Here is a 4,835-nt window from a genome sequence, read left to right as displayed (position 1 = left end):
TGGCCGGCGGCCGACCGGCGCCGATCCGCCCCCTGGCCCAGGCCGCGGCCCTGGCCACGATGGACGCCGACAGCCGGGTGGCGCCCCGCGCCGGCCTGCGCTGGCAGCTCACCCCGACCGGAGACGGGAAGGTGGCGCTGCGCCTGTTCGACCGCACCATCACCCTGCCCGGCACCTGCGAGCCGGCCCTGCGTGCCGTCCTCGCCGGCGAGGTCACCCGGGTCGGCGACCTCCCCGGCCTCGACGACGACGCCGACCGCATCGTCCTCGCCCGCCGCCTCCTCAAGGAATCCGTCCTCACCCCCGCCTGACCACCTTCACCTCGCGGCAGCCCGCACCGGGCCTCGTTGATCATAAGTTGTTGTCACCCGGCACGGGGCGGCGCGGCAACAACTTCATGATCAACCGCAGGCGGGTGCCGCTAGGTGGGGGAGGGACGGTCAGCGGGGGGCGAGGGCGAGCAGGAGGACCGTCGTCACCAGGCCGGCGGTCAGCACCACGGTGATCGGGCGGGGGCCCAGGACGGCGTGCCGGCGGTCGGCCAGCAGCCGGGCCGGCGCCAACCCCACCAGCGGCCCGAGCAGCGTCACCACCAGCCCCAGCACCGGCATCCCGACCGCCAGGTCACCGCCGGATCCGGTGCCGACCGCCCGTGCCCCCACCCCCAGGACGTACGCGACGACGGCTCCGCCGACCCCGCAGAGCACCAGCAGCGGGTTGAGCGAGCCCGGCAGCTCACCCGGCTGACGGGTGCGGTCCAGCAGCTCCCGGACCCCGTGCAGCAGCGGCACCGGGTCACCGGACGCGTCCCGGGCCGGACCGGGCGGATCACCCAGCCGCCGCGCGCTCGCCCCCAGCCGGGTCCGCAGCTCCTGCCACAGGTGCGCGGCCTCGGCGTCGACCCGCTCCACCAGTTCCCGCGCCTCGGCCGCCTCCGCCTCGGCGCGGCGTACCTGCGCGGTGGCCTCGGCGACCGCCCGGTCGGCCGCGGCGCACTGCTGCGCGTACCAGGTGTGCGCCTCCTCGCGCTGGGCGGCGACCCGGGAGGTCAGCTCGGCGAGCCGACGGATCTGGGCGGCGTACGTCTCACTGGCGACCGGTTCGTTCATCGGAACTCCTTTGAGAAACCCCGCATCAGCGCCGGAAGGAGCCGCACGCCTGCGGAGCAGGGCAGGGATGGCCGGTCGCCGGCACTGTGGACCCGAGCCCCTTCCCGACAACCCGCAGGTTGTCACAGGTTGATGCGATAGTTCGAAAGCCATGAAGACCACGCATGTGAAGCGAGCATTCAAGTACCGCTTCTATCCCACGGACGCGCAGGCGGCTGAGCTGTCGCGCACGTTCGGATGCGTGCGGAAGGTCTACAACCTCGCGTTGGCGGCGCGTACCGAGGCGTGGACACTCCGGCAGGAACACGTCTCCTACAACGCCACATCGGCGATGCTGACCGCGTGGAAGAAGACAGAGGAACTGGCCTACCTCAACGACGTTTCCTCGGTCCCACTCCAGCAGGCCCTGCGTCATCTTCAGACGGCCTCGCCAGCTTCTTCGCCAAACGCGCGAAGTACCCGCGTTTCAAGTCGCGGAAGCGGTGCCGGAAGTCGGCGGAGTACACGACCAGCGCTTTCCGCTTCCGGGACGGCAGGCTGACGTTGGCGAAGATGGCGGAGCCGTTGCACATCGTGTGGTCCCGCCCTCTCCCCGAGGGTGCGAAGCCATCGACGGTGACGGTGTCTCAAGACCCGGCTGGGCGCTGGTTCGTGTCCTTGTTGTGCGAGGACCCGACCGTTCAGCCGCTGCCCCCGACCACCGCGGCGATCGGGATAGACGCCGGGCTTGACAACCTGCTGACCTTGTCGACCGGGGAGAAGATCACCAACCTTCGGCATGAGCGGCGCGACCGTGCCCGGCTCGCCCGCGCCCAGCGGGAGTTGTCGCGGAAGGCCAAGGGCTCGGCGAACCGGGACAAGGCCCGCCGCAAGGTCGCCAAGGTTCACGCTCGCATCGCCGACCGGCGACGCGACCACCTGCACAAGATCACCACTCGGCTCGTTCGTGAAAACCAAACGATCGTGATCGAGGACCTCACCGTTCGGAACCTGCTGAAAAACCACACACTCGCCCGCGCCATCAGCGACGCGGCGTGGCGCGATTTCCGCAGCATGCTGGAGTACAAGGCCCAGTGGTACGGCCGTAAGTTGATTGCGGTCGACCGTTGGTTCCCCTCCTCCAAACTGTGCTCGACATGCAGAGCCGTACGGGACACCATGCCGCTGCACGTCCGCACATGGACGTGCGACTGCGGCATCAATCACGACCGTGACGTGAACGCGGCGCGGAACATTCTGGCCGCCGGGCTGGCGGTGTCTGCCTGTGGAGCTGGTGTAAGCCCTCAACGGGAGCCCTCCCGGACGAGGCGGTCAGTGACGAAGCAGGAAACTCGACGGGCGACCGTGGGAATCCCGGTCCTATCGGGCCGGGAGGATGTCAACGGGACGGACCATAAGGGATGATCACCTGTCCGGTGCGGTGGGCCGCCCGGTCGAAGTAGAGTCCCCGCCACGGCCGGGGGTACCAGTCCGGCCCCCCGGTGCCCGGATAGAGCGAGGACCCCAGCTCCGCGCCCTGCACGTCGAGCGCCACCCACGCGCCGATCTGGTCGGTGCGGGCGGCCGGCCCGCCCAGGTCCACCCGCATCCGGGCCACCCCGCGCCACCAGGCCAGCACGTGGGTACGCCGCTCCGGCCCGTCGTGCAGGATCCGGCGCAACTGCTCCAGCCCGGTACGCCGCCCGGCCCGCCCGGCGAGCTGACCGGCCGCCGCGTCGACCGCGTACAGCAGCAGGTAGTGCGGGGTGTTCCGGGTGCCCGGCGCGCCGAGCGAGTCGCCCACCTCGGCCATCAGCTCCGGGATCGTCTCCTCGTCGTACCAGGCGGCGTCGTCGGCCAGGTCCTCGTAGAGGGCCCGGGCGGCCGGGTCGGCGTCCTGGTCGAGGCAGGCGATGGAGAACCGGGCGGTGCCGGGGCGGTGTTGGCGCGCGAGGGACCGGGCGGCGGCGTCCAGCACCGCGCACGCCTCGTCCACCCGGGTGCCGAGCACCGCCAGGTTGCGTCCCGGGGCCCGGGGCAGCCGCAGCGTCGCGGACCGCGCCTGCACGTCGATGATCTCGCCGAGCAGGGCCACCGGGCTGCGCGGCACCCCCTCGTCCGGCGCGGTCAGCGCCCGGAAATCCGGCGCGTCCGCGAGACGGGGGATCGCATCGCCGTCGAAGAGCCGGGCCGGGGCGGCGTCGGCCGGGCGCATCCGCCACAGCCGGTGCTGCAGCTCGCTCCAGCTCTCCCAGTCGCTGGCCGACGGGATCCGGGCCACCTCGTTCCCCTCGGCCAGCCCGGACTCGGCGTTGACCACGGCGTGGTGCCGGGGCAGCGACTGGGCGGCGTCGTTGCGTTCGGCCAGGATGCGCAGCGCCTTGGGCAGCGCGATGCGCAGGGTGAACTGGGCGACCAGGGCGGGCCGCCCCCACAGCGCCTCGATGCCGCGGACGTCCTGCGAGGCGAGCACCAGGTGGATACCCTGCGACCGGCCCCGCCGGGCCAGGTCCTCCAGCAGGTCGGCGGCCTCCCGGGCCACCACGTCCCGCCCGGCGAGCAGCGCCTGGAACTCGTCGACCACCGCGACGATCCGCGGCCAGTGCCCGGTGGGGTCCACCGCCCGCAGCTCGGCCAGCTTGGTGACCTCGTGCTTCTTGGCGGCGTCCGCCCGGCGGCGCAGCTCCTCGGCGAGGAAGCGCAGCAGCCCCAGCCCGAACTCCCGGTCGGTGTTGACGTTGATCCCGACCAGCCGCATGTGCGGCAGCCAGCTCGGGTCCCGCCGGCCCTGGGCGAACCGGGCGAAGGACACCCCCTCCTTGAAGTCCAGCAGGTAGAACTCCAGCTCGGCGGGGGAGTAGCGGGAGGCCAGCGCGCCGATCCAGGCGAAGATCAGGTTCGTCTTGCCGGTGCCGGACGGACCGCCGATCAGGGCGTGCGGCGGGTAGTCGCCGAGGGTGAGCAGTACCGGCCGGCCGTGCGGGCCCTCGCCGATCGGCGCGGTCAGCCCGTGCGCCGAGTCCTCCCGCCACATCCGCTCCGGTGGCGGGAGCAGGTCGGCGAAGGGCGTCGGCGGTGGGCCGGCGTTGACCCGGGACGCCACCTCCCGGCAGGTCTCGGTGACCAGGGTGGCCGGCGGCGGTCGTCGAGGACGACCGGCAGTCCGCCGATCCGGGCCCCGTCCGGCTGCACCACCACCCGGGACACGGTCGGGTCGTCGGGCAGGTCGATCCCGCGGACCACCAGGTGCACCCCGCACGCGGCGCCGGTGCGGACCACCCGGTCCAGCTGGCCGCGCTCGTGCCGGGACAGTTCGTCGCCGCCGAGCAGCACAGCCACCCGCCACGGCTCCGGGCGCCGGCCGGTCGCCGTGGCCAGCTCGCGCAGCGAGGTGTACTCGCCGGCCAGCACGGTCTCGTTGATCCGCCGGATCTGCTCCACCAGGTCGTCCAGCAGCCGGCCGAGCCCGCCGGGGCCGACGAAGGTGAGCAGCCCGGCGGTGCCCAGCGGGGCGAACCCGGCCAGGCCGCCGCCGAGGTGCTCCGGGTCGTACCCGAAGAGGCGGACCCCGCCCGGGTCGGCGCGGCCGACGGAACGCAGCAGCAGGGCCGGCACCACCGCGGCGATGCCCGCCCGGTCGCTGCCGGCCAGGTGCACGTGGCCCGCGTCCAGCAGCGGCACCAGCGCGGGCACCGGCTCGGCGTCGGGGATCCGGACGGTGCCGATCCGCACCGCGCCGGGCGTCTC

At 73.1% G+C, this 4,835-nt stretch carries 2 protein-coding genes and 3 pseudogenes; 3 read left to right on the top strand and 2 right to left on the bottom strand.

Annotation, left to right across the window (positions count from 1 at the left end):
- Window positions 1–311: pseudogene (locus JNW87_RS34840) on the top strand (cupin); the annotation flags it as partial.
- A 129-nt stretch (window positions 312–440) separates the two neighbouring features.
- On the opposite strand, the gene JNW87_RS34835 reads toward JNW87_RS34840, so the two are convergent.
- The gene (locus tag JNW87_RS34835; RefSeq protein WP_238455154.1) at window positions 441–1,109 is read right to left on the bottom strand and encodes a hypothetical protein; all 669 of its coding nucleotides are present in this window, start codon (window positions 1,107–1,109) and stop codon (window positions 441–443) included.
- A gap of 151 nt (window positions 1,110–1,260) precedes the next feature.
- Here JNW87_RS34835 and JNW87_RS40025 point away from each other — a divergent pair.
- Window positions 1,261–1,395 (top strand): annotated as a pseudogene (locus tag JNW87_RS40025) (helix-turn-helix domain-containing protein); the annotation flags it as partial.
- Entirely contained in the window at window positions 1,347–2,513 is a 1,167-nt protein-coding gene (locus JNW87_RS34825) for a transposase (RefSeq protein WP_236648745.1), read from the top strand. The pseudogene JNW87_RS40025 and the gene JNW87_RS34825, both read left to right, overlap by 49 nt.
- On the opposite strand, the pseudogene JNW87_RS34820 reads toward JNW87_RS34825, so the two are convergent.
- Window positions 2,488–4,835, bottom strand: a pseudogene (locus JNW87_RS34820) (FtsK/SpoIIIE domain-containing protein); the annotation flags it as partial. The gene JNW87_RS34825 and the pseudogene JNW87_RS34820 sit on opposite strands and share 26 nt — an antisense overlap.

The organism is Micromonospora sp. ATA51 (genome assembly GCF_016802855.1).
In the GTDB taxonomy this organism is placed as follows: domain Bacteria; phylum Actinomycetota; class Actinomycetes; order Mycobacteriales; family Micromonosporaceae; genus Micromonospora; species Micromonospora sicca.
This window is presented reverse-complemented; position numbering and strand designations above follow the sequence as displayed.